This is a genomic window from Bailinhaonella thermotolerans, assembly GCF_003594875.1.
Taxonomy (GTDB): Bacteria; Actinomycetota; Actinomycetes; order Streptosporangiales; family Streptosporangiaceae; genus Bailinhaonella; species Bailinhaonella thermotolerans.
On the sequence record NZ_QZEY01000027.1, the window covers coordinates 45,834 to 68,777 of the forward strand.

The 22,944-nt window shown below is 73.5% G+C and carries 33 protein-coding genes; 14 read left to right on the top strand and 19 right to left on the bottom strand.

Annotated features, from left to right (window positions below; genetic code table 11):
• Positions 1 to 30: 30 nt before the first annotated feature.
• From D5H75_RS38395 to D5H75_RS38415, 5 genes are all read left to right on the top strand, one after another.
• Positions 31 to 438, top strand: coding sequence for a MarR family transcriptional regulator (locus D5H75_RS38395; RefSeq protein ID WP_119931547.1), 408 nt, complete (start codon positions 31 to 33; stop codon positions 436 to 438).
• 212 nt (positions 439 to 650) lie between these two features.
• Positions 651 to 905, top strand: a complete 255-nt coding sequence (locus D5H75_RS38400) for a hypothetical protein (protein WP_119931548.1) — start codon at positions 651 to 653, stop codon at positions 903 to 905.
• A gap of 1,068 nt (positions 906 to 1,973) precedes the next feature.
• Entirely contained in the window at positions 1,974 to 2,183 is a 210-nt protein-coding gene (locus tag D5H75_RS41075; protein ID WP_147425433.1) for a hypothetical protein, read from the top strand.
• 20 nt (positions 2,184 to 2,203) lie between these two features.
• The gene (locus tag D5H75_RS38410; RefSeq protein WP_119931549.1) at positions 2,204 to 2,719 is read left to right on the top strand and encodes a hypothetical protein; all 516 of its coding nucleotides are present in this window, start codon (positions 2,204 to 2,206) and stop codon (positions 2,717 to 2,719) included.
• A 69-nt stretch (positions 2,720 to 2,788) separates the two neighbouring features.
• Positions 2,789 to 3,421, top strand: coding sequence for a hypothetical protein (locus D5H75_RS38415; RefSeq protein WP_119931550.1), 633 nt, complete (start codon positions 2,789 to 2,791; stop codon positions 3,419 to 3,421).
• 431 nt (positions 3,422 to 3,852) lie between these two features.
• Here the strand turns inward: D5H75_RS38415 and D5H75_RS38420 are convergent, their stop codons facing one another.
• On the bottom strand, positions 3,853 to 4,224 hold the full coding sequence (locus D5H75_RS38420) for a hypothetical protein (protein ID WP_119931551.1): 372 nt from the start codon (positions 4,222 to 4,224) through the stop codon (positions 3,853 to 3,855).
• Positions 4,225 to 4,271: 47 nt separating this feature from the next.
• The gene (locus D5H75_RS38425; protein WP_202638930.1) at positions 4,272 to 4,475 is read right to left on the bottom strand and encodes a hypothetical protein; all 204 of its coding nucleotides are present in this window, start codon (positions 4,473 to 4,475) and stop codon (positions 4,272 to 4,274) included.
• Positions 4,476 to 4,887: 412 nt separating this feature from the next.
• On the opposite strand from D5H75_RS38425, the gene D5H75_RS38435 reads away from it, so the two are divergent.
• Entirely contained in the window at positions 4,888 to 5,514 is a 627-nt protein-coding gene (locus tag D5H75_RS38435) for a hypothetical protein (RefSeq protein WP_119931553.1), read from the top strand.
• Positions 5,515 to 5,746: 232 nt separating this feature from the next.
• Here the strand turns inward: D5H75_RS38435 and D5H75_RS38440 are convergent, their stop codons facing one another.
• From D5H75_RS38440 to D5H75_RS38505, 15 genes are all read right to left on the bottom strand, one after another.
• Complete coding sequence (locus tag D5H75_RS38440) at positions 5,747 to 6,133, bottom strand: winged helix-turn-helix domain-containing protein (protein WP_119931554.1); 387 nt, start codon at positions 6,131 to 6,133, stop codon at positions 5,747 to 5,749.
• A gap of 161 nt (positions 6,134 to 6,294) precedes the next feature.
• Positions 6,295 to 6,885: a hypothetical protein gene (locus D5H75_RS38445; RefSeq protein WP_119931555.1), complete on the bottom strand. Its 591-nt coding sequence runs from the start codon at positions 6,883 to 6,885 to the stop codon at positions 6,295 to 6,297.
• Positions 6,886 to 6,901: 16 nt separating this feature from the next.
• Entirely contained in the window at positions 6,902 to 7,387 is a 486-nt protein-coding gene (locus tag D5H75_RS38450; protein WP_119931556.1) for a hypothetical protein, read from the bottom strand.
• A gap of 369 nt (positions 7,388 to 7,756) precedes the next feature.
• On the bottom strand, positions 7,757 to 7,900 hold the full coding sequence (locus tag D5H75_RS42420) for a hypothetical protein (RefSeq protein WP_202638931.1): 144 nt from the start codon (positions 7,898 to 7,900) through the stop codon (positions 7,757 to 7,759).
• An 85-nt stretch (positions 7,901 to 7,985) separates the two neighbouring features.
• Entirely contained in the window at positions 7,986 to 8,561 is a 576-nt protein-coding gene (locus tag D5H75_RS38455) for a hypothetical protein (protein ID WP_119931557.1), read from the bottom strand.
• Between the two features lie 3 nt (positions 8,562 to 8,564).
• Complete coding sequence (locus D5H75_RS38460) at positions 8,565 to 9,053, bottom strand: hypothetical protein (RefSeq protein ID WP_119931558.1); 489 nt, start codon at positions 9,051 to 9,053, stop codon at positions 8,565 to 8,567.
• Positions 9,054 to 9,064: 11 nt separating this feature from the next.
• Entirely contained in the window at positions 9,065 to 9,574 is a 510-nt protein-coding gene (locus tag D5H75_RS38465) for a hypothetical protein (protein WP_119931559.1), read from the bottom strand.
• Positions 9,575 to 9,586: 12 nt separating this feature from the next.
• Positions 9,587 to 9,922 (bottom strand): hypothetical protein, encoded by a 336-nt coding sequence (locus D5H75_RS38470; RefSeq protein WP_119931560.1) that lies wholly within the window; start codon positions 9,920 to 9,922, stop codon positions 9,587 to 9,589.
• Positions 9,919 to 10,851 (bottom strand): hypothetical protein, encoded by a 933-nt coding sequence (locus D5H75_RS38475; RefSeq protein ID WP_119931561.1) that lies wholly within the window; start codon positions 10,849 to 10,851, stop codon positions 9,919 to 9,921. The genes D5H75_RS38470 and D5H75_RS38475 overlap by 4 nt, the downstream gene beginning before the upstream one ends.
• Positions 10,852 to 10,926: 75 nt before the next feature.
• Positions 10,927 to 11,181 (bottom strand): hypothetical protein, encoded by a 255-nt coding sequence (locus D5H75_RS38480; protein ID WP_147425434.1) that lies wholly within the window; start codon positions 11,179 to 11,181, stop codon positions 10,927 to 10,929.
• Entirely contained in the window at positions 11,178 to 11,840 is a 663-nt protein-coding gene (locus D5H75_RS38485; RefSeq protein ID WP_119931563.1) for a hypothetical protein, read from the bottom strand. The genes D5H75_RS38480 and D5H75_RS38485 overlap by 4 nt, the downstream gene beginning before the upstream one ends.
• Before the next feature lie 47 nt (positions 11,841 to 11,887).
• Entirely contained in the window at positions 11,888 to 12,178 is a 291-nt protein-coding gene (locus tag D5H75_RS38490; protein ID WP_119931564.1) for a hypothetical protein, read from the bottom strand.
• Positions 12,175 to 12,672, bottom strand: coding sequence for a hypothetical protein (locus D5H75_RS38495; RefSeq protein ID WP_119931565.1), 498 nt, complete (start codon positions 12,670 to 12,672; stop codon positions 12,175 to 12,177). The genes D5H75_RS38490 and D5H75_RS38495 overlap by 4 nt, the downstream gene beginning before the upstream one ends.
• A gap of 15 nt (positions 12,673 to 12,687) precedes the next feature.
• Positions 12,688 to 13,074 (bottom strand): hypothetical protein, encoded by a 387-nt coding sequence (locus D5H75_RS38500; protein WP_119931566.1) that lies wholly within the window; start codon positions 13,072 to 13,074, stop codon positions 12,688 to 12,690.
• Between the two features lie 17 nt (positions 13,075 to 13,091).
• A complete protein-coding gene (locus D5H75_RS38505; RefSeq protein ID WP_119931567.1) occupies positions 13,092 to 13,787 on the bottom strand; it encodes a DUF6292 family protein in 696 nt (231 codons plus the stop codon).
• 484 nt (positions 13,788 to 14,271) lie between these two features.
• Here D5H75_RS38505 and D5H75_RS38510 point away from each other — a divergent pair, with 484 nt between their 5' ends.
• Positions 14,272 to 14,991 (top strand): HAD family hydrolase, encoded by a 720-nt coding sequence (locus D5H75_RS38510; RefSeq protein ID WP_202638932.1) that lies wholly within the window; start codon positions 14,272 to 14,274, stop codon positions 14,989 to 14,991.
• A 22-nt stretch (positions 14,992 to 15,013) separates the two neighbouring features.
• Here the strand turns inward: D5H75_RS38510 and D5H75_RS38515 are convergent, their stop codons facing one another.
• Together D5H75_RS38515 and D5H75_RS38520 are read right to left on the bottom strand one after the other, a co-directional pair.
• Positions 15,014 to 15,775, bottom strand: coding sequence for an HpcH/HpaI aldolase family protein (locus tag D5H75_RS38515; RefSeq protein ID WP_119931569.1), 762 nt, complete (start codon positions 15,773 to 15,775; stop codon positions 15,014 to 15,016).
• A 107-nt stretch (positions 15,776 to 15,882) separates the two neighbouring features.
• Positions 15,883 to 16,071, bottom strand: a complete 189-nt coding sequence (locus D5H75_RS38520) for a hypothetical protein (protein WP_119931570.1) — start codon at positions 16,069 to 16,071, stop codon at positions 15,883 to 15,885.
• An 86-nt stretch (positions 16,072 to 16,157) separates the two neighbouring features.
• Between D5H75_RS38520 and D5H75_RS38525 the strand changes: the two genes are divergently transcribed.
• From D5H75_RS38525 to D5H75_RS38555, 7 genes are all read left to right on the top strand, one after another.
• On the top strand, positions 16,158 to 16,931 hold the full coding sequence (locus D5H75_RS38525) for a DNA adenine methylase (RefSeq protein WP_277950005.1): 774 nt from the start codon (positions 16,158 to 16,160) through the stop codon (positions 16,929 to 16,931).
• A gap of 56 nt (positions 16,932 to 16,987) precedes the next feature.
• On the top strand, positions 16,988 to 17,704 hold the full coding sequence (locus D5H75_RS38530; protein ID WP_147425436.1) for a ParB/RepB/Spo0J family partition protein: 717 nt from the start codon (positions 16,988 to 16,990) through the stop codon (positions 17,702 to 17,704).
• 53 nt (positions 17,705 to 17,757) lie between these two features.
• Complete coding sequence (locus tag D5H75_RS42425; protein ID WP_202638933.1) at positions 17,758 to 18,273, top strand: hypothetical protein; 516 nt, start codon at positions 17,758 to 17,760, stop codon at positions 18,271 to 18,273.
• Entirely contained in the window at positions 18,270 to 19,565 is a 1,296-nt protein-coding gene (locus tag D5H75_RS38540; RefSeq protein ID WP_202638934.1) for a PBSX family phage terminase large subunit, read from the top strand. Before D5H75_RS42425 ends, D5H75_RS38540 begins: the two co-directional genes overlap by 4 nt.
• Before the next feature lie 243 nt (positions 19,566 to 19,808).
• On the top strand, positions 19,809 to 20,282 hold the full coding sequence (locus tag D5H75_RS38545) for a hypothetical protein (RefSeq protein WP_119931573.1): 474 nt from the start codon (positions 19,809 to 19,811) through the stop codon (positions 20,280 to 20,282).
• Positions 20,283 to 20,297: 15 nt separating this feature from the next.
• A complete protein-coding gene (locus tag D5H75_RS38550) occupies positions 20,298 to 21,596 on the top strand; it encodes a hypothetical protein (RefSeq protein WP_147425437.1) in 1,299 nt (432 codons plus the stop codon).
• Between the two features lie 15 nt (positions 21,597 to 21,611).
• Entirely contained in the window at positions 21,612 to 22,943 is a 1,332-nt protein-coding gene (locus D5H75_RS38555; protein ID WP_202638935.1) for a hypothetical protein, read from the top strand.
• Position 22,944 lies beyond the last annotated feature (1 nt).

The following is a 22,944-nucleotide window of genomic DNA, read 5'->3' on the forward strand; positions in this document are numbered from 1 at the left end:
CAGCACCCCACGCACCACGGAAAGAGGGACATGAGCGCGCGGCTCGTCGGCGACGTGGCCATCTGGCTGGACACCCCGGCCGCACTTGGCCTCACCCCGGCCGAGCGGCTGGTCTTGATGATCATCGCCGAGCGGGCCAACGAACAGTCCCGCCGCATGTGGCGGTACCGCTCGGACGAGAGCACGCTGCACGACCTGCTCGCCCGCCGCGTCGGCGTCAGCAGCGGGCAGCTGACCCGCATCCTGGGCCGCCTGTCCCGCCGCGGGCTGGAGGTGCGGGTGCCGCTGAAGTACGACCGGCGCGGCCGGCCCGTCTACGGCCGGCGCGGGCACGCCTGCGACTTCCAGCTGCCTGAACTGCCCACCACCGTCACCCTGCCGCCCCGCGCGAACCCCTGTGGACAACCGGGTCCGGACGTCCCCGGCGGGAGTCGATAAGGGTGGCCTCCAGGCCAGGCTTTCGACCGCAAAGACCGGCCTGGAGGCCAGGCATTACGCCACAGAGACCGGCCTGGAGGCCACCCCCATCCCTATAGGGACCTTCCCTATCAACCCCTATCCCTACGGCTGTGGTCGGCCCTCTGCCACCTTGAGGTGGAAGGGAGGCCGGCCGCGCCGTCCGCCTGTGGAAACCCGAGGAACAAAGATCGATGGACGACACGCACTCCGACGACCCCCAGGGGCACTGGGAACGGCTGCTGCGCACCCTGTACACCCGGCTGCGCGCCCACCTGCCCCCCGAAACGGCCTGGACGATCGCCTACCACTTCCGCCAGGACCTGTCCGATCGCGGCTGGACGCCGCCCCGCTCCCCGCTGCCCACCTGGAAAGAGCTGCAGCTCAACCGGCGCGGGCCCCTGCCCATCCCGCCGCGCCCGCCGGACGAGGACGACCCGCAGCAGTAGGCGGCCCGCACGCACGGCCGCGTGCGCCGACGCACAAGATCGGCGACTGCAAAGTGATCATTGTCCGCACCCCGCCCCGAGGGCGGGCAGGCCCCGGCTGTGCCGGGGGCCTGCCCGCTGGCGGTCTGCCTGATGGCCCACCGCCAGCTACACCGGGTAGTCGGCAGCGCCGACTACCCGGTGTGATCATGCGCCGCATCCGGCGCATGATCTTCCCGCCCTGGGGCCGGATGCGGACCGGGAAGCGATCTCCGATCTCTGTGTTTCCGCAGCTCAGAAGCGCTCTCATGGTAACCGTGCTGTATCCAAACGGACCGTTGTGCATTTGGAACGGTGTGCTGGAATGGAGGTATGCGAGAGCGACGGTCAGGTTTGGAGATCGCTGGGTACACGGCGGGCGCGCTCGCGGCTGCCGCTATGGTCGTCCCCGGCGTGATCACCGGCGTCCGCGCCCGCGCGAGCGTCCCGGCGCAGACGATCATCGGCCCGCCCACGACGCCCACGACGCCCGCGCCCCCGTGCACGTGCCCGACGCCGACAACGATCATGCCGACCGTCACCGTCACGGAGAAGATCACCGAAACGGTGATCCCGCCCCCGGTCACGGCCACGGTCACGGCCACGGTCACGATCAAGGTCACCACCACGGCCACCACGACCGAGCGGGTGACCCTGCCCCCGGCCGCCGCGCCGCCGCCCGCCGCGCCTCCGGCTCCGGCCCCGGCTCCGCAGGCCCCGCCTGCCGCGCCCCCGGCCGCCGCGCAGCCCCCCGCCGCGCCTGCCGCGCCCCCGGCCGCGCCGCCGCCTGCCGCGCCCGCCCGGCCCCCTCAGGAGGACCCCAAGGCCCCTGACGCGCCCGCGCAGCCTCCGGCCGCTGCGCCGCCGCCTGCCGCGCCTGGCGCACCGCAGGCTCCCGCACAGCCGCCCGCAGGCGCGGCGGTCCCGTCCGCGCTGGGCCTGCCTGCGGCCGACTCGCCGTCCGCACAGCCGCACGCAAGCCCGCGTGCGGCAGGGCCGCAGTCCGGGCCGCCCGTGTCTCCGTGGTCTGCCATCCCTGCGGCAGCGGCCGTGATCTCCGCGCTGTGGGCCTGGCGTGCGCTGCGCGCCCGCAGGGCCGCCGCGCAGCAGGCCGCGCAGCAGGCCGCGCAGCAGGCCGCGCCGGAGTCCACTCCGGCCCCGGCGGGCGCGGACGCGCCCGCCCCCACGACGCCGGACGCGGCACGGCCCGCGCCCGGTCCCACACCCGCCGACGCGCCGCAGCAGGGCGACGCGTCATGATCCCGGAAGGGAAAGATCACATGTCCGACAACACCGCCGACATGGTCGCCGCCGTCGAAAGCGCGGGTGAGGCCATCCTCACCGCGCTTGAGCGGTGGGTGGACACCGACGGCAAGGACGAGAAGAAGCTCGCCCGCGCCGCCGCGTGGCGACCCCCGCTCACGGTCGTGATGTCCTACGCGGACGCCGGGGAGCTGACCCCCGAGACGTTCCCCCGGGAGGGGATCATCCCGGCCGACGCGCGCGACCTCCCCGAGGCGATCATGGACCGCAACGGGACCAAGGTCGTGCTCCGGTCCGACCGGGGCCGCGCGCTGCTGGGCCGCATCAGCCCGACGCACGAGTGGAACCAGTACGCCAAGCTCACCCCCAACATGATCCGGCAGACCGCCGAGGCGTACCGGGCCGCGCAGCGTGAGCGCGCCAAGGACGCGGAGATCGCGCGGCTTCGCGCGGAGCTGGCCGCCAAGAGCGGCGAGCCCAAGCCGGAGTCCGCGCCCAAGCCCGCGCCCAAGCCCGCCACGGCGCGTAGGTAGGTCCACCCCTGGGGGGCGCTGCGGGGAGCGCCCCCCTTCCCCGTTCCCAGACCAGAGCAAGGACCGATCATGGAACTCCCGATCAACCTCCCGAAGTCCCTGATCCACAACGCCCAGCTCCACAACGTCAACATCCGGGAAGCCGTGACCGAGGCGTTGGAGCGCGCGACCCGGTTGCACGAGATCGCCGGGCGCGAGGTCTACGACGTGCACGAGCAGGCCGACGCCGATGGTGAGTGCGCCTTGGCTCACGAGTCCCTGGAGGGGGACCTGAGGTACGCCATCGCCCGCGCCCGCGCCCTGCTCGTCATGGCGGGGCTCGACCCCGAGGACGTCTGCCGGTCCGTGGACGTGACCACGTGCCCGATGACCGGGCACGTGATCGTCGATGCGAACCCCGCCGTACTCCACGACGCCGTGTCCGTGATCGAAAAGGAGCTGATCAACCACGACCTCGACCGGCGCGTGGCGCTGGCCGTGATCCGCAGCGTGGGTGAGCTGTGGGCGGCTACCGCCGCCGTCGAGCCGCAGGACCTGCGCGCCGTCCGGCGCGAGGTCCACCGGATCGCGGACCTGTCGGCCGTGTACGGCGCGCGGGACCTGTCCATCGTCGTGAACGCGCTGGCCTACGCGCTCACGTCGGCCGTGCACGTCACGGTCGTGGAGGTCGTGGACAACAGCGGCCTCCCGAACCTGAACTAGGCGCGCTGCGGTCCGCGTGCGCCTTCCCTGCACCCCGCACGCGGACCGCACGGCCCCGAGCGCGCGCCGGGCCTCGTGCACACCCCGGCCCGCTGCGCCGGGGCCACCGGCCCCCGGCTCGTCCCTGACGAGCCGGGGGCCTTTCTCATGCCCGCGCGGATGCTGGCATGGCACATGCTGGCGGGCGGATCGGCCGCCAGCACGTGCCAGCACGCGCCAGCGCGACGCGTGCTGGCACGTGCCCGGCGTAGGCGTGCTGGCGCGCGGGCCTGGGCGCTGTGCGCGCCGACACCGAACGGGGCGCGTCAGCGCCCCGTTCGGGGCGTTCGATCCACCCCACCCCCGCCGCGCCGATCACGGGGCGGCGATCAACTCGCGGTCGCTCGCCCGGTTGGGTTTCGGGGATCGGGCGGGGGCCGAAGGAGGGGCTCCTAGTCGGGGGTGCCCATGGCGCGCAAGACGCGGTCACGGCGGTCGAGCGCGGCGCGCAGCGCGATGATCGATCCGGCGAGCGCCATCGCGCTGGGCCCGGCCAGGATGATGGCGGGCAGCGGCGTGGTCATGGACCGGCTCACCCAGTCGGCGGCGTCACTGACCTCGTGTGTCGCCCGCTCGGCCAAGGACGCCTGGAGCGCGGCCAGGGCGACGGGGAACTCCTCGGTGCCCAGCGCCTGGATCTGCTCATGGGTGGGGGCCGGCCCCCCGGCCTCGCCCGTCAGGATGTCGATGACGTCATCGCTGACGTTGCACAGCTGATGCCACACGAGGGCGAGTTCGGCGAGCTCGTCGGGGCTGGCGTCCATGGGGGCATCCTGACACGGGTCGGCCCGCCGTCAAGGGGGTTCGGTGGTCAGCGGGTGCCGCCGATGAGGAGCCAGAGCTTGCGGGCGCGCAGCGAGTCGAACTCGTGGCGGGCGGCCTGGTCCCGCAGGTCGTCGTAGGTGAGCCCGAGGTCGTCCAGGGCGGCCTGGACGGCGGCGGCGAACTCGGCCTCGGTCACCACGATGACGTCCTCGGGCTCGGCAGGGGTGTCCATGTCGGAAGGGGTGTCCATGGGGCGTTCTCCAGGGATTCGGCTGCGCCGAGATGGGCGGGTTTGTAGGGTAGGCAGTGCGTTCGAGATCACGAGTCTGGGAATGGGGCGGACCGGCACAGGCCGGTCCGCCCCTTTTCGTGCCGGGGGGTGCGGTGGTCTGGGTGGATCTGGACACGGCGGCGCGGTGGGCCGCCGTGTCGCGCAAGACGGTCGAGCGGTGGGTCCGCGAGCGGCGACTGGTGTCGCGGCCCGGCCCCGGGGGCCGGCAGGTGCGCTTGGAGCGGGTGATGGCGGTGGAGTCCGAGCGGCGGGCGTCGCGACGGCGGGGCCGGCCGGGGGCGCGTCCGGGGGGCGGCCTGATATCCGGCCCGGAGGCGGGCCCGGCCGCTAGCGTGAGCGAAAGGTCGGTGTCGAGCGAGGGGGAGGCGCCGTGATCATCATGGTGGCGGGGATGCGGGGCGGGTCGGGCCGGACCACGACCGCCTATGGATTGGCGGCCGCGGCCGCCCTCATGGGCCAGACGGTGCGGCTCATCTTGGTCGACGGGGTCGGGATCGCCGACGGAGCCGGTGGCGGGGACTGGAAGTCCTGGCCCATCTCGATCCACACCGGCCACGCCGAGGACGTGCCCGGCTGGCTGGCCGCGCGGACCGCGCCGGATGAGGTGGTGATCGTGGACCTGCCGCCGGGCCGCCACGCCTCGCTGGAGCACGCGGACGTGATCGTGGTGCCGGTGCATCATCGGGCGTGCATGCCCAGGCCGTCCGCCGGCGCCGAGACGGGACCGCTGAGGCTGCTCGGCGTGGAGCACCTGATCACGGCGGGCAGGCCCCTGGTCGTGGTGCCCTGCCGGGTGCTGCCGAGGGAACGGGCCGACGAGCTGCGCGCGGCCGGCCGGGACGGCGGCGTGTACGTCGCCGAGGCCGAGATCGGCGAGACCAAGGCGCTGCGCATGGCGATCACGCCGTACGCCGTGGCGTGGGCGGCGCTGGCGCCTCTGCACCTGCCGCTGTGGCAGGAGGTCGCGCACCAGGCCGAGGCGCGCACCGTCCGCTGACCCCCGGGGCGTTCAGATTCGTCTCCTTTCGTTCGGGTGCGTTCACCCGGTTGCGCCCGCGCGTGCGGGTGAGGCACGGTGAGAGGGCGTCCTTTCCCTTGGTCTGGGGAACGCAGGTGTGATCCCTTGTTGGCCCAGGCGGTGACCACCGGAACGAGGCCCTCCGGTTCCCGGGGGGCCTCGTTCACGTGCGGCAGGCATCCGTCGCCGCGCCTGGGCCGGGCCCCCGCGGCTACCCCCGGTCGTCGCCGCGGACGACCTGCTCCAGAGCCGCAAGGCGCTGGCTCAGCTCGGCCACGACGCGGCGCAGGTCGGCGAGCTGGCGTCCCAGGTCGTCGCCGGCCTCGGACGCGGCACTGGCATGGTCGCCGACGAAGACGCCTTTGCCCTGCTGTCCGATGAGGCGTCCCTCGGCCCGCAGGAGGCGCACGGCCGCCTTCACCACGCCCAGGGACGTGCCGTACCGCGCGGCGAGCTGGGCGGTGGAGGGCAAGGCCTGGCCGGGCCGCAGCTCGCCCCGGCCGATCCTGCTCCGCAGGTCGTCGGCGATCTGGAGGTAGCCGGGCCGTCCTGTCCACGTGATCGCGGTGTCCCGCTCGGGCTCCGGCGTCCTCGACATGCACACCCTCCTGCGCTCCCCGCCAACGTAGACGACTAAGAGCCTGTTTCCTGTTCCGAACCCCGCAGATCGTCGCGCTGCCCAACGGATAGCCGTTTCAGGCACCGGGATAAACCGGACATCGGAAACGGCTATCCGTTGGGCAGCGCCGAGGCGGGGTCTCACCCCGTGAAGGAGGGGCCGGACCCGCGTGGATCGAGCGCCGGTTCGAGCGCCGTGGTGAACGCCAGCAGCAGCACGGACCGCTGCCGGTCGTCCATCAGATCCAGGTGGAACTCATTGCCGCCCAGGGCGATGGCGGCGTCGAGCACGCCGCGCTGCGCCGTGGAGTGCGGGATGGAGCCGCCGTTCAGCGCCAGGCGCGCGGCGTCCCAGTTGATGACGGCATAGCCGTCGGCGCGGAACACACAGGCGGCGACGAATTCCTCGTGGGCGAGCCAGAACCCGTCCTCGATCAGCAGGTTCACGGCGGCGGCGAGGTGGGGGCGGCCCTCACGCGTGACCCCGGCACGCAGTTCGGCGATCAGCTCGGGGTCCGGGGCGCGGCGGTCCTCCTCCTGTCGCAGCAGGTCCCGCGCCCGGGTGATCTCCTCGGCCGGGCGGCGGCTCAGCTCCGCGTCCAGGTGTCCCAGCAGTCCCGAGATGCGCAGGAGCGGGCGATCGTCCATCCGGGCAGCCTGGGCGAGCAGCATCAGGTGGGCGGTGGCCACCGCGGCGAACGGCCGGGGGTCCGGGGTGGTGCGTTCAGCCATGGGTCCTCATCGGGCGTCAGCGGGCAGGGGTGTCGGACTGCGTCGCCGTGTACTCGGCCATCGCGCGCATCGTGGGCCCGAAGTTCTGCCCCGGCCTGGTGGTGGCGTTGCCGGCATGGGCCAGGGCGGCTGCCGCCACGTGCAGGTACACCCGCGTGTCGGCGGCGAGCCGGGTCGCCGCCTCCATGTCACCGCGGCCGTAGGCGTCCAGGGCCTCCAGCGCCGCCAGCTCCTGGGCGGGGTCGAGCACCTGGGCCAGCAGGGGCGCCATGGCCGCGCGCACCTGCTCGCGGTTGACGCCCTCACACGTCCAGACCTGCGGGGACAGGCAGTTCACGGCCACCACGGGGATCATCGCGGTGGCCAGATGCAGGGCCTGCGGATGCTGGGCCATGCCGACGTCGAGCTGACGGGCCAGCTCGACGTCGGGAAGCGCGTAGGCGGCGACCAGCCCGAGGGTGAGTGCGGCGGGGCCCCATGCGGACGGGGAGGGCGGCTCCACGGACGTTCCTTTCTCCGGCGGGCTCGGGTTTTCGCCATCATCGCGGTTTACGCTCCTGGCCGCAGGTGGAACGGCGCTGTCGGGGCCGTGCGGGGCTTGCGGACTTGACCTAGGGTGCGCCATGATCTCCCTTTGATAGGGCGCGTCTACCCGGGACCCTGGGGTGGGGCCGGTGACGCGAGCGACGCGCCCCGCACCCCCGATCCCGTACCCGGCGCACCCTGGTTGGTTGCTCACGGCCGGGCGGATGTGGGGGGAGCGCTGCGACCGTGGGGGGATCCACAGACGTCGGCCTCAGGGCGGGCGTCACGGTCGCATGCGCGCGTTTCGGGTGCCCGTGGCCGGGATGGTGGTGGCTCAGAGTCCCGGTCACGGGCCCCCGTCCAGGATCTGCCGCAGGTGCTCCTCGATCCAGTCCCCGGTGAGGTGGCACCGGGCGAGGTCGTCGAGCAGGTGCAGGTAGGCCGCCGACAGGGCCGCCAAGGCCGCGTCCTCGTCCCCGTGCGGGGTCATCGGCTCCTCCTCAGGGGGCGGGGCTGGGTCCATACCCGCGTCATCTCCTTCGGCCCGGCCGGCCGTACACCGGCGGGTGCATCTTTCAGGACTGGCCGAGCCGGCGGGGCTGCGGGAGCAGCGTCGCCGCCGCCAGCTCCTGGCCGGGCGGGGACAGGTCGAACAGCCGCCGCGGGGGCCGGCCGGGTTCGGGCTCGGTGAACGCCGTCACCCAGCCGCACCCCTGGAGGTAGGTGAGCATGCGGGAGGCCTGCCGGTAAGGCACGCGGGCGCGTGAGGCGAGCTGGCAGGCGTCGTCCGGGCCCAGCGCCAGGGCGGCCAGCATCGCCCGATGCACGCGGTCGGCCCCGGCGTCCGGGTCGGCCCTCTCGCGCCGCCACCAGCGGCGGCGGTGCCGCTCCGACAGGTGGAGGAAGGCGGCCGCCTTGAGCCGGCCGCCCTCGGTCAGCCCGATCTGGGGCGCGCCCTCCTCGCCGCGCGAGGCCACCACCCAGTCGACGGCGCGGAGCGCGTTGATGGCGACCATGACCGGCGTGGAGGCCTCCACCGCCGCCGCGAGCGGAACCGGGGCCGACAGCAGCGTCTTCAGCGCCGCACGGAGCGCGGGGTCATCGCCGAGGCCGTCGGCGCGCAGCGGGAGACGGGAGCGGAACAGGGGCATGGGTCACTCCGGGGAGATCAGCAGGGGGGACGGGGCACGGCCCAGGGCGTAGTCGACGAGGGTGTCCATCTCGTCGCTCTCGCCGAGGGACGCCAGGGCCGCGATGACGATGAGGCGCTCGACGGCCTCGGGCGCGGTGCCGGGCGGCAGCCCGAGCGCGACGGCGTTGACGACGCAGGCCGCCTCGTAGCAGACCCGGCGGTTGCGCGCGGTGTTCGCCGTGTACGGCACGAGCACGACGTAGTCCATGTCGTCAGGGTGGTGGATGTGCCGCCAGTGGTCGTGATCGCACTGGCCGGCCTCGGGCTCGTCCTCCAGGGAGACCAACTCCCAGTCGGCGTGGGCCCTCAGGTGCTCGCTGAGCTGGGCGGGGCCGGCGGTGAACGGCACGACGGCGAGGAGGCCGGTGCCGGGCAGGCGCCGCAGGGCCCCGTGGACGCGGGCCAGGGTGGCTTCGTCGAGCAGGTCGTATCCGTCGGGCAGGGAGGGCACGGGGTCCCCTTTCACTCGGGAGGGATCAGCAGGGGGGACGGCGCCCGACCCATGGCGACGGCGAAGACGGCGGCCATCTCGGGGATCTCGTCCATGGTCGCGGCCGACAGCGCCGCGATGACGGTCAGGCGCTCGAACGTCTCGTCGCTGGCGATGGGCGGCAGTCCCAGCGCCAGCGCGTTGATGACGTAGGCGGTCTCCAGGCAAGCCCGCCGGTCGTCGTCGGTGACGGCCAGCCCGGCCGGGATGGACACGATGTACTCATCGGCGTACTCGCTGTCCACCGCGTGCCTGCGGTGCTGGAAATACAGGTGTCCGGGCAGCGGTCCGATCAGCGGGTCCGGGTCGGGCACGAAGGTCCAGTCCGCGTCCGCCATCAGATGCTCATAGAGCTGGTCGGGGCGCGCGGTGAACGGCACCACGGGGTGGGTGTCGGCCAAGCGCTTCAGCGCCTGGCGCACGGCCGCCAGGAACGCGCGGTCGTCGTCGTCGAACTGCTCGGGCAGGGGCGGCTCACTCATCGGCGGGCTGCATCACGCCGGCTCGGGGGGCAGGGAGCCCGGGGAGTCCGGCACCGATAGTTCCTCGCCCACCAGCTCCGGGCCCAGCAGGTCGATGGACATGAGCATGAACACGTCCGCGATCGCGCCACTGGGGAACTTGGACTCACTCAGCGCCGCGGCCATCGCCGACAGCGCGACCAGGAAGCGGCCCATCTGCGCTTCGGTGAGTCCCGTGGGCGGGTTCGCGCGCAGCCCGTCGGCGAATCGCCCCGCCGCCCGACGTTCGTTTTCGAGCCGGGCACCGTCCCTGTGCAGGGCCTGCAGGACCTGCTGCAGGGCGGTGCGCTCGCGTGGGGTGAGGCTCATGTCGTGGCTCCATCGTCGTAGACCGCGTTCCAGCCCAGCCGAACGGACTGGGCGTTGAGGAGGTACCGCCAGCCGGCCGGGCGGGCCTGGCCCGCCGGATTGCGCCAGGTGATCCCCAGCCGCTCGGCGTCGGACCTGAGGAGGTCGAGGACCGCGCTCAGCCCGGACCGGTCGCGGCCGTCGCCGACGGCGTCGCGGGTGCGCAGCGTCCCCTCGGTCGAGCCGGCCGCCAGATCGGGCTGGGGGCTGACGAACCAGCCCTCGTCGTTGAACTGCACCCGGCCCCGCCATCCTGCGCCGTCGTGCCAGACGCTGATGCCGCTGGCCCACCAGTGGCCGATCACGACCGCTCCTGCGGGGTCGCGGACACGAGGGACTCGGCCACGTCCGCGAGTCGGTCGATCAGGACGTCGCACAGATCCGGGGGCACGTCCTCGATGGCCCCCGGCGTCGATCCCCAGCTCGTCCATCAGCGCGGCGGCCGTGCGCCGCAGATCGCAGGCGCCGCCGGGCGTGGCCTGGCCGGGGTCCAGCCGGGCCCGCAGGCTGGCCGTCATGGCCTCCAGCACGTCGCTCAGCGGGGCGCCGGCCTCGCGCGCGTGCCGGGCGATCTGGGCCGGCGGGGGAAGCCATCCGGCCGGGATCGCCTGCGCCGGGTGCGTGCCGGTGCGCACGGCGGCGAGGTCGGTGAGGGTGACCCCGGTGATCGTGACGCGCCCGCCGTACGGGGCGCTCAGCAGGGTCCGGAACAGGTCCTCGACCCGGTATGGGTCGCCCAGGTCCGTGGACAGGTGCCGGGTCATGCGCCACCCGTCCGCCGTGGGGGCGATGCCCATCTCGGACAGGGCGTCACGCTCGTCGGGGGTGAAATCGGGCTCGACGCGGAAATCCGTCAGCACGCGCCAGGCGTACTGCAGCCGGATACTCACAAACGGGTCTCCTTACCAGGGACGCAGCCGCACGCGGTATCGCGTGCGGCTGGCAGCGGATCGAACGAGCAGGGATCAGCGGATCGGGGTCGCGGTGGCCTCCACGCACTCGGCCTGCGGGAAGACCTGCCGCAGGAGTTGGCTGAACAGGGCCACGGACTGGGTCTCATCCGCGTGCCAGGCGATATGGCCGACCAGTTGCCAGGTGCGGCCGTCGCCGGTGGGCGTGAACCCGAACTTGGACAGGTCCTCGTGCTCGGCGGGGGACAGCGTCCGGTCCGGGACGAAGACCAGCCGCACGTGCCAGGCGGGGAGTCGGCGTCCGGTCATGGCTGGGGCCCGTCGGGGTGGGTGCACCGGTCGCAGCCGCAGGAGGGGTCGCAGCCCGGGTCGGGTGCGGGCGGGTCCGGCGGATCTGCGGCCCGCGCGGTCAGCTCGGAGAGGAAGGTGTCCTCGCCGGGCAGGTCCGACAGCCCCCAGCGGCCGACCCGCTTGACGGGGTAGTAGGCGCCCACGTGGTGCGGGGGAGACGGTCTGCCGGCGAAGCGTCCTTCGGCGTGCGGCCGCCGCTGGAAGCCTCGGTAGACCTCGAACGCGGCGGCGTCGAGGTCGATGAGGTAGCCCCACTCGCAGTCCAGCGAGTCGGCGGGGAAGTCGCGGGCGTCCTCGATGACACCCGCCGCGAGCATGAGTTCGGGCCGGCCTTGCGTCCGCCGCAGCAGGACGTACCAGTCGTCCAGCCGCCCGGTGCTCACGCGCTGGAACGCGAACTCCTTCAGGGCCTCGATGTCCTCGGCGCCGGGGCGGGTGCCCGGATCGACGACGCGCAGGGCACGCACCCGTCGGCGCAGCTCGCCGAGGTCGGCGGCGGCGAGGCGCAGCCAGGACAGGACGCTCGCGCCCACGCCGCCGGGGTAGCTGTCCGCGTGGACGTAGGCGATCTTCTCGTGGCCATCGATCACGAAGCCGATGAAGCCGCGCGTGCCCATCAGCCCGCGTCCGGGTCATGGTCATGGTTATGGTCGGTCATGGTGGGTCACTCCCGGTTCTCGGCGAGGCGCATGATGCAGTCGTGGTGCGCCAGCAGCACCCGGGCCATGCCGTGGAACTGGTGCGGCACCAGCCCCAGGCGGCGCAGGAACGGCCGCAGGCCCGGACCGGCGAACTTGTAGCGCCACACCAGCGTGTCCATGTAATGGTGGGCGCGGCAGCAGGCGGTGCAGTAGAGGTACATCCGCCCGGTGACGGTGTCCAGGACCTGCTCGAACAGCATGTCCTCGGCGCCGCCCCAGGGGCGGCGCCGAGGCGCGGGGCGGTCGGCGCTCACCGCAGGCCCGCCGGCGGGGGGAAGTAGGTCCCGGCCTCGGGGGTGACCGGCTGGGCGCTGACCCAGCGGTCGTGGTCCACGCCCCGCAGGTAGCGGCCGGGGCCGAGCTCGACGAGGTCCTGGGGGCAGGGCGGCCCGGGGGTCAGCGCCTCCTCGTCCTGCGGGGTGAGCTCGTCGTATCCGACCAGGGTCAGGCCCTGGCGCGGCAGGTGCGTCATGTGGTGGCAGTGGTAGCTGCGCAGGGCGTAGTCGGCGGCCTCGGCCAGCACGTGGGCGGACGGGCACTCCGCCTCGATGCGGGACTCGATGAGCCAGGCCAGTCCCAGGGCGGCGTCCTGCGGGTCGATCAGGCCCGCGTGGGTGTGCTCCAGGTGGGCGAGGGCGGCGCGGACGGCCACCTCGCGCAGCTCCTCGGGGCGGCCGGAGGTGGCCTCGCGGACGGCCTGTCCGGGGGTGGGCAGGTCCGGGGCGAGCAGGTCGCGGGTGCAGTGCATCGGGGTCTCCTGTGGTCAGACGTGGGGGACGGGATCGGCGTCGGCGTTCCAGTGGTAGGCGAAGTACGTCCAGCCGGCGTCGGAGGGGATCGGGTCGTACTCGGGCCGGCCGTGCGGCCACACCTGGACCTCCACCTCGGTCGCACGCTCGGCGCCGAGGTCGTGGTGCAGTGTCCGCAGCGCCCGCTGTGAGGCGTGTTCCTTGGTAGGGGCGTCGAGGATGAGCGAGATCCGCCACCGGCCCGAGGAGTGGCCCCTGATGCCCAGAAGGGCGCGCTCTTCTGCGGTGACCTCCGGGTCGGCGGTGAAGATCAGGCGGATGTCCCATCGGGGGTCCCGCTGAACCTCGGGCAGGGCCTGGGTCCAGCGGACGGCGAGGACGTCGGGGGCTTCGTGCGGCATGGCGGATTGCCTTCGGGTCAGGACTCGGCGGTCAGGGCGGAGTCGAAGTCGGTGTCGGCGGGGTCGGCGGAGCGCAGGCGCGGTCGCGTGAGCAGCCGGAGGGCGTCTGCGGCGACCTGGTCGGGGGGCGGCAGGACGGTGTCGCCCAGCGGGAGCCCGTCCTCGACCGCGTCCCAGATGGTGCCGCCGTGGGGGGCGTAGACCCAGCCGCGCTCCTCCGTCCAGCACAACCGGACGGTGACCTCGATGGGGTCGCCGCAGACGAGGACGCCGCTGCGGGGCCAGGTGCCCAGGTGCGAGGACAGCCGTACCGCGACCCCGGCGGCGCCGACGGCCTGGGCGCAGCGGGCGATGTAGCCCTCGTGGGCCGTGCGCTGGTCCCAAGGGGGTTGGATCGGCTCGGCCGGGCCGTCCGCGGCGGCGCGGCTGCGCAGCACCTCGGCGAGCCGGGCGTTGCCGAAGCGCTCCTGGTAGTGGCGGAGCCGGGACGTGATGTCCCAGCAGCAGGTGCGATCGCCGCAGGAGGTCAGGTCCGCATCGAGCGCCTGGAGTGCCTCGGAGGCCCACGCGATGTCGTTCACGTCGGCGGGGGCCACTTCGTAGGCGGCGTCACGGAGGGCGTTGGACGCGGCCGGCGGGTCCTGTCCGGTGAGCAGGTCGGCGGTGCGGAGCAGGATCTGCCCCACGGGGGTGGGCATGTGGTGCTCGGGCATGGCTTCGCCCTTCGAGGATGGGGGGTGGGGGGCGACCATCGGGGGTCGCGCGGAGCGCGGAGATCACCAATTCCATGATCAATCCGATGTCCGCTCCTCTCCTCATTTTACGCGTGGACAGCGCAAAGCACGAGGTCAGACGCATGATCCGTACGCAGATGTAGACGTGGGGCTAGCGCTGCCGCGCGACGGCGGAGCACGCTCCGAAGACCCCCATTCTCTCGCCGCACGCGCTCCCGCGTGCGGTAAATAGCCCCAAATTCCAGACACCGGCGGAATCGCCCGGCTAGGGTGGGATCGCCGTCCCGACGAGCCGGCGAGCGTGCGGCGCTCGTGGGTGATGTGTGCGGATGGTTGGTGTGGTCCGGAAGGGTGGTCCCGTTCCGGCCGGACAATCTCCCCCGGCCGGAACGGTCCTCCTTTCGCGCACACGCAAAAGCAAATCGAGCGCGCGAGGAAAAATGCGCTTCTACGCTCACGGCCTATGAGTCATTCGGTCATCGTATTCGACGGCGACGACACCCTTTGGGAATGCCAGCGCCATTTCGACGAGGCGCGGGCGGCCGTGGCCGACTACGTGTCCGGCCTCGGGCTGGACGCCGACCTGTGGCGACAGCTGCAGCACGACCTGGACCTGGACCTGGTCGCCACGCGCGGTATGGACCGCCGGCGCTTCCCGCTGTCATGTGAGCTGGCCTTGGAGCAGGTCAGTCACCAGGTCGGCCGCCTGGTGCGTGACCAGGACCGGTACCGGGTGGGCGAGCTCGCCGACCGCGCGCACATCGCGCCGGTCCAGCTGCTTCCGGGCGTGGCCGAGGCGCTGGCCCGCGCCGCGCAGTCCGCGCCGCTGATGTTGCTCACCTGCGCCGACCCCACGGTGCAGCGCCGCCGAATCTACAACTCCGGCCTCATGCGCCATTTCCAGGGCGTGCGCATCTGCCCGGATAAACACGCCGGCATCTTCGCCTCCCTGATGCACGATCTCCAGGCCGACCGCGCCCATTCGTGGTCGATCGGCAATAGCGAGGCCAGCGACATCGTCCCCGCCCTGCAGGCGGGCATGAACGCGGCCTGGGTGCCGCGCGGCACCTGGGCCCACGACCTGCGGCCACCCGCGTACCGCCCGACCGCTCCGGCCGGGCTGTCCCTGCGGGCCGAGGACCTGTCGGCCGCCGTGGACCTGGTCCTGGAGCGGCTGGGCTGACCGCACGCGCCTACGCGTGCGGTCACGATCCGCCCATCACCGCCGCCCGCAGGGCCGAGGCGCCCTCCCGCAGCAGGCCCACGTCCGATCCCACGGTGATGAGCCGGGTGCCGGCGGCCACCTCGGCTCGCGCGGCGGCCGGCGTGGCGCAGAAGATGCCCAGCGGCATCGTGGCCCGCGCGCAGGCGCCGCGCACTCGCGCGATCGCCTCGACCACCGCGGGGTGTCCGAGCTGGCCGAGGACCCCCAGGCTGCCGGACAGGTCATAGGGGCCGATGTAGACGGCGGCCAGGCCCGGTGTGGCCACGATCTGGTCGATCTGCGCCACGGCGGCGGCGTCCTCCACCTGCGCGATGACGCTCACGCCGGCGTTGGCGCCTTTCAGGTACGGCGCCAGGTCCGCGCCGTAGCCGTGCGCGCGGGCGATGCCCACGCTGCGCCGCCCCTCGGGGGGATAGGACGCGGCGGCCACGGCGGCCGCCGCGTCCCGGCCGCTGGTCACGTGCGGCACGATCACGCCGTCGGCGCCGGCGTCCAGGGCGCGCGCGATCAGGACCGGGTCGTTGGACGGCACCCGCACCACCGCGTGGGCCTGCGGCTGCAGGACCTCCAGCAGACGCTGCACGGCCGAGGAGGTCAGCAGCGGTGAGTGCTCCTGGTCCAGGAAGTACCAGGAAAGCCCAGCCACGCGCAGCACGGCGGCGCTCTCGGGGCTGTCCAGCGTGAGCAGCGTCCCGATCAGCGGCGGGCCGTCGTCACCGAGGCGCTCTTTGAGGGTCGGCATGAGATCACTCCCTTCGCGTGGCGCATCCTCGCACCCGCCCACGGGGGCGGCCAAGCGCCGCGACGCGATCCGTATCGGTCAGGGCGTGCGGTCCTGGCGGAGCGGGCTCAGGGCCGCTTGCGGCTCAGCGCCCATCCGGCGACGTGGCTCAGCCGGTCGGTCGCGGCGACCAGCTCGACGAGCTGGTCGGGAGGCAAGGGCTCCAGCAGATCGGCCAGCCGGGGCAGGTCGTCCCGGTGCGCCAGCGTGATGGCCCGCTGGGCGACCAGGGTGCGCGGCAGATCGTCGACGATCACTTGCAGATCCTGGCCGCACGGCGCGGCAGGTTCACGGGACACAGGGCAACCCTTCGCGGCGTGGGTACGGGGGAGAGGGGTGTGCGATCAGACCGCCCTTCCAGTATTACGGCAGTAAGGGACGGTTGGCGCCGCACATCGTGTCGCTGCTGCCGTCCCACGCGGCCTACGTCGAGCCGTTCGCCGGGTCCGCGGCCGTGTTCTTCGCCAAAGCCCCGGTGCCGATCGAGGTGCTCAACGACGTCAACGGCGATCTGATCGCCTTTCTGCGGACCCTGCGCGACCGGCCGGGGGAGCTGGAGCGCCTGATCGCGCTGACGCCGTACGCGCGCACCGAGCACGCCGCCGCCCGCCTGGGCGACGCGGCGGCCGCCGACGTCGAGCGGGCCCGGCGCTGGTGGATCCAGTGCATGCAGTCACGCTCGGGCGAGGCCGGCGGGTCCTGGCGGCGGCCCACGCACGCCATCGGCAGCTCCAACGCCCACACCGCCAAGCGCCAGGCGGCGCTGATGCACGCCTACGCCGACCGGCTGCGGGACGCCTACATCGAGTGCTGCGACGCCGTAGAGCTGATCGGCCGGATGGACGCCCCTGCCACCGCCTTCTACGTCGACCCGCCCTACCTGCGCCAGGTCCGGACCCCCTCGGGGCGGTACGTGGCCGAGCTGGAGGACGAGGCCGGCCACCGGCGCCTGCTGGCGGCCCTGTCGGCCTGCGCCGGGACGGTGGTGCTGTCCGGCTACTGCTCGCCGCTGTATGAGGAGCTGCTGCGCGGCTGGGTGCGCCTGGACTATCGGGTCCGCAACGCCGCCTCGGACCTACGCCGCCACGCGGTGGAGTCGGTGTGGATCAACCGCTGACCTGCAGGCCGGCCCCGCCGGGCCGCCGCTCACCACACGCAAGGGGGAGGGAGCCGGTGGCCGAGGTGCTGCCGCAGGAGTACGTGCTGGTGCCGACCGAGCAACTGGAGCCGCATCCGGACAACCCGCATCGCGGGGATGTGGGCCTGATCGGCGAGTCGATCGAGCGCAACGGCTGGTACGGCGCCACGCTGGTGCAGCGCTCGCGGATGCGCATCATCGCCGGGGAGCACCGCTGGCGGGCCGCGCAGGCCAAGGGCCTGGCGATGACCCCGGCGCTGCTGCTGGACGTGGACGACGATCAGGCGCTGCGCATCATGCTGGCCGACAACCGGATCAGCGACTACGGCCACTACGACGACCCGGCGCTGGCGGCGTTGCTGGCCTCGCTGCCGGATCTGGCCGGCACCGGGTGGACGCCCGACGACCTGGCCGACCTGGACGCCGCGCTGCCGGCCTGGGTGGAGGTCGTCGGCCAGGAGCGCCCCGAGCGTGCCGAGCCGCCGGCCGCCGTACGCGCACCGGAGGAGGAGGCCGGGGCCGCGCGCGGCCCGCACCCGAGTGCCTCGTCGGCCGCCGAGGCCGCGGCGCCGGGGCCCGCGGCGCCGCTGACGCCGGCGTCGGCCTCCAGCGGCCGGGCCGAACTGCTGGTGGTCTTCGCGCCAGAGGAGCACGCCGAGGCCATCGCCCTGATCCGGGCGATCCGTGACCGCGACGGCGAGACCAGCGTGGGCCGCATCGTGCTGGCCGCGCTGCGCGCGCACGCGACCTGATCTTCTCCCGCACGCGCACACGCGTGCGGCCCGTCCGGTCCCGGGGGGTGTGTGTGACCGTCTCCAAGGCCCGCCAGGTGCAGATCGCCCAGCGCCGCACGCGCGCGGTGCAGATGCGCCTGGCCGGAGTCTCCTACGCCGTCATCGCCGACCAGCTCGGCTACGCCAGCGCCGGGGCGGCGAACAAGGACGTGACCAGGGCGCTGGCGGCCACCATGAAGGACCAGCACGAGTCCTCCGAGCAACTGCTGCGGCTGGAACTGGACCGGCTGGACCGGCTCATGGCCGGGGTGTGGACGCGGGCCTGCGGCGGCGACGTGAAGTCCGTCGAAGCCGCCGAGCGCCTCATCATGCGCCGCTGCGCGCTGCTGGGCCTGGACCTGATCCACCGCAACGGCGCCGGGGACGGGGACGTGGCCTCGCTGCTGGGGTCGCTGTTCACCGCGCTGCAGACGCGGCACGCGCCGGCCGAGGTCGAGGTCATCGACGTGCTGGAGGCCTCGCCCCAGGAGGACGACGGCGCACACGCCCCGGAGGGCGCGGACGGCGCGGAGGGTGCGGCGGCGTGAGCGCGCGGGCCCTGCGCCCGATCGTGCATTTGTCTCCCGCCCAGGAAAAATCCATCGCGCAAAGCACGGCGCGAATAAACCTGTGGACGGGAAGCATACGATCGGGGAAAACCATCGCCTCTTTGCTGCGGTGGCTCACCTATGTGGTGTCCGCCCCGCGCGGTGGCCATCTCGTCATCGTCGGGAAAACCGCAGACACGATCAGCAGGAATGTTTTCGAGCCGCTGACGGACCCGTCGCTCACCGGCCCCGTGGCGCGGCGGATCTTCCATACCCGGGGCGCGCCGACGGCCAATATCCTGGGCCGGAGAGTGGAGATCATCTCAGCGGCCGATGTGCGCGCCGAGTCGCGATTGCGCGGCCTGACCTGCGCAGGAGCCTACGTCGATGAGGTGACACTGCTACCGGAGTCGTTCTTTGAACAACTCCTGGCACGCATGTCCCTGCCCGGCGCGAAATTGTTTGGCACGACCAATCCGGACGCGCCTAATCATTGGCTGCACAAGAAATTCATCCGGCGAGCGTCCGAGCTGGACATGCGCCACTGGCATTTCACTCTGGATGACAACCCGGCGCTCGATCCCACGTATGTCGCGAATTTGAAGGCCGAATTCACCGGCCTGTGGTACAAGCGCTTCGTCTTGGGCCTGTGGGTAATGGCCGAAGGCGCGATCTATGACATGTGGGATCCGGATCGGCATGTGGTGACCGCATTACCGCCGATGGAACGGTGGCTGGCGGTCGGCGTGGACTACGGCACGACCAATCCCTTCAGCGCGATCTTGGTCGGGGTGTCGGTCCCCGACGAGGCCGGCCAGCGGCGGCTGTACCTGGCCAGCGAGTGGCGCTGGGACTCGCGCGAGAAGCGCCGCCAGCTCACCGACGCCGAGTACTCGGCCGCGCTCACCGACTGGCTCGACTCCGTCCCCGACGCCTACGGCGCGGGCACCCGCGGCGTGCGGCCCGAGTGGCTGATCGTCGATCCCAGCGCCGCGAGCTTCGTGGCTCAGCTGTTTCGGGACGGGTTCGCCCCCACCCTGGGCGCGAACCGGGTCAACGACGGCATCCGCACCGTCAGCAACCTGATCGCCGCCGACCACCTGCGGGTGCACGCCTCGTGCTCGGGGTTCCTGTCCGAGATCGGCAGCTACTGCTGGGACGAGGCCAAGGCCGACAAGGGCGAGGATCACCCCGTCAAGATCGACGACCACAGCCTGGACGCCGCCCGGTACGGCCTGCACACCACGGCGGCGGCCTGGTCTCCGCTTCTGGTGCCCGTGCCGTGCGCCTGACCCCTGCCCGACCCCCCGCCCTCCTTTCTCCTTCGCCCTGAGGAGGGCGGGGTCCGGGTGGGCCGCTCCGCGCCAGTGCCCCCGTTCTCGCGCGTCGAGCCGCCCCCCATCCGTCCTGGCCGCCGGTGGTTGAGGGGCCGCCGGCGGCCAGGACACCTGACCGGGCCCCTGCGGCGCCGCCGCGCACTGGCCTCCGCTCCCCGTCGGCGCAGCGCCGACCCCGTCCTGCTCACGGAAGGCGCCATGGCCGACTTCTGCTTCAACGTCAGTTTGGGCCGCGTCGCCGAGCTCTATCACCGCGTCAAGATCGGCGACCCGTCCGGATGCGCCCTGGTCATCGTGGCCCTGGCCGCCGCCGGCATCGAGTCCGACGCCGTGCTCAAGGACAAGGACACCCTGGCCGATGTGGTCGCGGGCTCCACCAACGAGGCGACCAACGCCGGCTACAGCCGCAGGGCCCTGGGCTCCATCGACCTGGTCGCCCTCGCGCCCGACGACGTCAACGACCGCCTGGACCTCGACATCCCCGACCAGACGTGGACCAATGTCCAGTCCGCCGGAGGGGCGTGGGCCAAGCTGGTGATCTGCTACCGGCCCGCCGCCGCCTCGGCCGACAGCGCGATCATCCCGATGACCTGCCATGACTTCGCGGTCACGCCGGATGGCTCCAACATCGTCATGCAGGTGGACGCGGCCGGCTTCTTCCGCGCCACCTAAGCGCCGGACGCCGCCGTGGCCATCTCGACCGCCCCCGGGCCCGCCCCGGTCAGCGCCCTGTTCGGGACCGCCACCACCGCGCCCATGACCTTCAGCGCGGGCACCACGTTGGTCGCGGTGGTGATCTCGGAAGGTTCATCCTCCGAGGTGGCCATGGCGTCCAGCCCCGCCCTGGACTGGATCTACCAGGTGGGGACCGGCCCGGCCGTGGCCCCGCGCGTGGAGATCCATGCGGCGCGGGTGACGGCGACCGCCAGCACGACCGTCTCGGTGACGGGCAGCGACCCGGTGATGATGAAGGTGTACGCCTTCCACGGCGTTGACGGCGATCTGGTCGGCGACGTCGCCTTCGCCAGTACCGCCGACCACACCCAGAGCACCTACAGCATCGGCCTGGCGGTGCCCACCGCCGGATCCTGGGTGGTGGGCGCCGCCCAGGAGTACAGCCTCAACGGCACCGTGTCCTCCGCCGACGCCACCGACCAGCTCATCCTGCCCGGAGAATTGCAGGGCCTGGCGCTGCGCAAGGGCGCGGCCACCACGGGCCCGAACCAGGTCGTCCCGGTCACGGTCACCAGCACCTCCATCTTCCCGAGGTGGGGACTGGCGCTGCTGGCGCTGCTGGCCGCCGACGAGCTCACCCAGCCGCTGAGCCGCGCCGCGCACGGCGGCACCGCCTGGCCCCTCAGGCCGGCCCGGGTGCGTCTTCTGGGACGGGGGAGTGGGACCGGCCAGGCGCTGCCCCTGCGGGCGTCGCGTCCGGTGCGGCCCGCGGCCGCCACGCACACCGTGCGACCGCTCGGGGCCCGCAAGGAGCGGCCGCTGCAGGGGGCCTCGCACGGCGGTACGGCCCGCCCGGTGATGGCCGCGCACGCCGCGGCGGCCGGGACCGCGATCGAGACCGGCCAGGCCCGTCCGCTCGACAGCACCCCCGGGATCGGCCGGGCCGCCCAGCTGGGACAGGCCCGGATGCTGACACCCGCCAAGGCCTCGCCGTGCGGGCCGGCGTCGATGACCGGGCAGTGCGCCAAGGCCGTCGTCCTGCGCTCGGCCACGCTCACCCCGGCCACGCTCGACGTGGCGGCGGCTCCGCTGGGGCGCGGCAAGATCGCCCCGGTGGGGCGGGCCGGACAGGCCGGCGTGGCCCGCCTGGTCGGCACCGCGCCCTTCCAGATCGGCGCGCTGGCCCCGGCGGCCACCACGGGTACGGCGCTGCCGATCCGCCGGCGCGGCCGCGTCCTGGCCCCGCGCGGGCCGATCCGCGCCTGGGCGGCGGAGCCGCCCGCGTCCGCGTGGCGGGCCCGCCTCGGCTGATCGTGAGGGGGCACGGTGCCGCTCAGCGCGCTGACCTCTCCGCCCCTGGTCTTCGTCGAGGGCGGGTCGCTGATCAGCACCGCCGCGTTCGCGGCTCCGGCCGGCTCGCTCCTGGTCGCCGTGCTGATGGCCGAGGAGGCCTCGGCCGCGCTGACGGTGTCCTCCAGCCCCGCGCTGACCTGGACCAGCCGGGCCAAGACCACCGCACCCCTGGGCCAGGTGCGCATCTACACCGCCGCCGTGCCCGCCGCCCAGGCCGCGCTGACCGTGAGCGGCCAGACCAACCAGGACGACCTGGGGCTCAAGGTGTTCGCCTTCGGGGGCGCCGACCTGGCCATCCCGGTCGGGCAGGTCTACCAGAGCGCCACCAACGACGGCTCCGGCAGCATCACGCCGACCCTGTACTCCTCCAGCGTGGCGGGGACCTGGACCGTGGGCGGCGCGACGGAGTTCTCCGCCAACGGCACCCTGACCTCGACCGACGTGGGCGAAGCGTTCAAGGTCTACCTGAACGTGGACGGTATCGCGCTGCGCAAAGCGGCGCCCACCGCCACGGCCGGCACGCCCGTCACGCTGCACGCGTCCACGTCGGCCACCTCGGGGCGCAACTGGGCGATGGCCGCGATCGAGGTGCGGCCCGCGCCGGGATCGGCACCGGTTCTGACCCCGGCGGCCCAGCTCGCCATAGTCCGCCCGCTGCCCCGGAGCAAGGCCCGCCCGACGGCGGCGGGCGCCGAGGCCGCGTCCGTCCTCCCCCTGCGGGCCGCCACGTCTGCGCCGCTACTGGCCGCGCTCCAGACCACCCAGGCCCGGCCGTTGCCCGCCGGCAAGCGACGCCCGCTCGGCGGCGCCCACGCCGGCCAGGTCGCCTCTTCGCCCGGCGCGGCTCACGCCGTGGCGATCACGGGCCCCTCCACCGCCGAGGCGGCACTGCCGGTGTCGGGCCAGCGGCGGATCGGCGCGGTCGTCGAGGCCGGGGACTGCCGGCCGCTGCTGCCGTCCAAGAGCCGCCTCCTGGCGCCCGCCGCGCATCTGGCCGGCGCCGGCGCCGTACGCCGGGGCCGCGGCGGCGCGCTCGCGCCCGTCCCGGTCTCGTCGAGCGTGGTGCCCTTCGGCGCGCGCAAGGACCGCGCGCTGCCCCCGGCGGGGCACACGTCCACGGCGGCGATGATCCGTCCGCTGCCGCCGCAGTTCGTGCCGCTGCTCCCGGCCCTGACCGCCGGCCAGGCCCGCCCGCTGGGGCGGCCGAGCGCCCCGCTGGCGGCCCGGGGCCCCGTGCGCCTGTTCGGCCTGCGCGCCTCGGGCCGCGCCTGGCGTGCCTGGCGGGCGGGCCCGCCCGAGGACTGAG

Excerpts from the sequence above, each read along its gene's own strand:
- D5H75_RS38395 (WP_119931547.1), top strand. The coding sequence starts at position 31 with ATGAGCGCGCGGCTCGTCGGCGACGTGGCCATCTGGCTGGACACCCCG.
- D5H75_RS38400 (WP_119931548.1), top strand. The coding sequence starts at position 651 with ATGGACGACACGCACTCCGACGACCCCCAGGGGCACTGGGAACGGCTG.
- D5H75_RS38410 (WP_119931549.1), top strand. The coding sequence starts at position 2,204 with ATGTCCGACAACACCGCCGACATGGTCGCCGCCGTCGAAAGCGCGGGT.
- D5H75_RS38415 (WP_119931550.1), top strand. The coding sequence starts at position 2,789 with ATGGAACTCCCGATCAACCTCCCGAAGTCCCTGATCCACAACGCCCAG.
- D5H75_RS38420 (WP_119931551.1), bottom strand. The coding sequence starts at position 4,224 with ATGGACGCCAGCCCCGACGAGCTCGCCGAACTCGCCCTCGTGTGGCAT.
- D5H75_RS38425 (WP_202638930.1), bottom strand. The coding sequence starts at position 4,475 with ATGGACACCCCTTCCGACATGGACACCCCTGCCGAGCCCGAGGACGTC.
- D5H75_RS38440 (WP_119931554.1), bottom strand. The coding sequence starts at position 6,133 with ATGTCGAGGACGCCGGAGCCCGAGCGGGACACCGCGATCACGTGGACA.
- D5H75_RS38445 (WP_119931555.1), bottom strand. The coding sequence starts at position 6,885 with ATGGCTGAACGCACCACCCCGGACCCCCGGCCGTTCGCCGCGGTGGCC.
- D5H75_RS42420 (WP_202638931.1), bottom strand. The coding sequence starts at position 7,900 with ATGACCCCGCACGGGGACGAGGACGCGGCCTTGGCGGCCCTGTCGGCG.
- D5H75_RS38455 (WP_119931557.1), bottom strand. The coding sequence starts at position 8,561 with ATGCCCCTGTTCCGCTCCCGTCTCCCGCTGCGCGCCGACGGCCTCGGC.
- D5H75_RS38465 (WP_119931559.1), bottom strand. The coding sequence starts at position 9,574 with ATGAGTGAGCCGCCCCTGCCCGAGCAGTTCGACGACGACGACCGCGCG.
- D5H75_RS38470 (WP_119931560.1), bottom strand. The coding sequence starts at position 9,922 with ATGAGCCTCACCCCACGCGAGCGCACCGCCCTGCAGCAGGTCCTGCAG.
- D5H75_RS38480 (WP_147425434.1), bottom strand. The coding sequence starts at position 11,181 with ATGACCGGACGCCGACTCCCCGCCTGGCACGTGCGGCTGGTCTTCGTC.
- D5H75_RS38485 (WP_119931563.1), bottom strand. The coding sequence starts at position 11,840 with ATGGGCACGCGCGGCTTCATCGGCTTCGTGATCGATGGCCACGAGAAG.
- D5H75_RS38495 (WP_119931565.1), bottom strand. The coding sequence starts at position 12,672 with ATGCACTGCACCCGCGACCTGCTCGCCCCGGACCTGCCCACCCCCGGA.
- D5H75_RS38500 (WP_119931566.1), bottom strand. The coding sequence starts at position 13,074 with ATGCCGCACGAAGCCCCCGACGTCCTCGCCGTCCGCTGGACCCAGGCC.
- D5H75_RS38505 (WP_119931567.1), bottom strand. The coding sequence starts at position 13,787 with ATGCCCGAGCACCACATGCCCACCCCCGTGGGGCAGATCCTGCTCCGC.
- D5H75_RS38510 (WP_202638932.1), top strand. The coding sequence starts at position 14,272 with ATGAGTCATTCGGTCATCGTATTCGACGGCGACGACACCCTTTGGGAA.
- D5H75_RS38515 (WP_119931569.1), bottom strand. The coding sequence starts at position 15,775 with ATGCCGACCCTCAAAGAGCGCCTCGGTGACGACGGCCCGCCGCTGATC.
- D5H75_RS38545 (WP_119931573.1), top strand. The coding sequence starts at position 19,809 with ATGGCCGACTTCTGCTTCAACGTCAGTTTGGGCCGCGTCGCCGAGCTC.